The organism is Polaromonas sp. P1_E3, from assembly GCF_056405935.1.
Genome location: NZ_JBFUBD010000577.1, coordinates 1 through 1,369, shown reverse-complemented (window position 1 = coordinate 1,369; position 1,369 = coordinate 1). Strand labels below are relative to the sequence as shown.

Sequence of the window (1,369 nt, the reverse complement as noted above, 5' to 3'; positions counted from 1 at the left end):
TGCCGAGGTCTCTCGGCGGAATGATCTTCTGGCGCAGGCTGCGGATGTAGACGTTGAACATCTTGTCAAAGCCGATCACCAGCAAGAACCCGGCGGTGTACACCCAGAAGTTGCCGGCCAGTCCCGTGAGCAGGCCGCCGCCCAGCATCACGCTGTACGACACCAGGCCCAGGGTGCGCAGGGAGAGCACGGTGCGGGCGATAAGCAGCAGGATGATGACGGTGGCAATAGCGCCGGCCGTTTGCAGCAACGCGTAATCGCCTGCAGAACGCTGCAGCAGCCCCGTGACCATCGCGGCGGAGGTGGCGAGCGTCACGCCTATAACCAGGTTCACGCCCGCGGCCAGCGCAATGACTTTCTTCAGGCCCGGCAGGTGCAGCACCTGCGAAAACGCCGTGCGGATGGGCCGCAGCCAATGGTCGGGGGCGGGCTCCGGCGCAGCCAGCACAACAGGGTTTCTGCGATGCCACAGGGTCACGGCAGCATCGGCCAGCAAAAACAGCACAGCAGTGGCGGCCACCACCGCCGGCCACGGCATCCAGCGCAGCAGCAGCGACGCCAGCACGGGGCCCAGCACCATGCCGAGTTGATCAGCAATCTGCGCATGGGCCAGCACTTTTTCAAAGCGGTGCTGCCTGAATATCTGCGGCAGCATGACCTCGCGGGCCATCAGGCCCTGGGTCGTCAGCACACCGCAAACCGCCGACAGGGCAACCAGCCAGCCGATGCCGCCCAGCCACTGAAAGGCGGCAACCCCGCCGATACACACCAGCGCGCGATAAAGCTGGCTGATGCGCAGGAGCTTGAGCGGTGATATCCGGTCGCATAACACGCCGCAAACGGGAAAGGCCAGGAAGCGGGGTAGCGTCTCTACCGTGAAGGCGATGCCGGACCAGGCCACGCTGCCCGTGGTTTCGAAAACCACCAGGGGAACCAGGAACAGCAGTATCTGGTCGGCAAGCCTGGAAAGGAACAGGGAGCCATAGAACAACTGGCCGTTAGTGCTTGCAGCGTTGTCGCTCACCCCTGCTCCCGTTCCACTGCGCCTGCAGGCGACGCAGGCACATAGATCTCACTATTATTTTGATAGCGCCTTGCGCTCGTCCTGATTGGGCTGGCGGCATCTTTATGCAAAGAACACCGTCAGGACCGTACCTTGGTGTTCAGCTGCGATCGGCGCCGTCTTCTTCCGGCCAGTCGCGGATGTAGGCCTTGAGCATCTTGTTTTCGAAGTTCTGGCTGTCGACCACGGCTTTGGCCACGTCGTAGAGGCTGATCACGCCCATCATGACCTTCTGGTTCATCACGGGCATGTAACGCGCGTGGCGTTCCAGCATCATGCGGCGGACTTCGTCGAGTTCAGTTTCGG

General features: G+C 62.5%; 2 protein-coding genes. Both read right to left on the bottom strand.

All coding sequences use genetic code 11. The features are described 5' to 3' along the window. Positions 1-1,024, bottom strand: a 1,024-nt coding sequence (locus AC1D0Z_RS21850; protein WP_477660247.1) for an MFS transporter, incomplete at its 3' end; no start/stop codon positions are given. Between the two features lie 139 nt (positions 1,025-1,163). After that, positions 1,164-1,369, bottom strand: a 206-nt coding sequence (locus AC1D0Z_RS21845) for a CBS domain-containing protein (RefSeq protein ID WP_477660246.1), incomplete at its 5' end; no start/stop codon positions are given.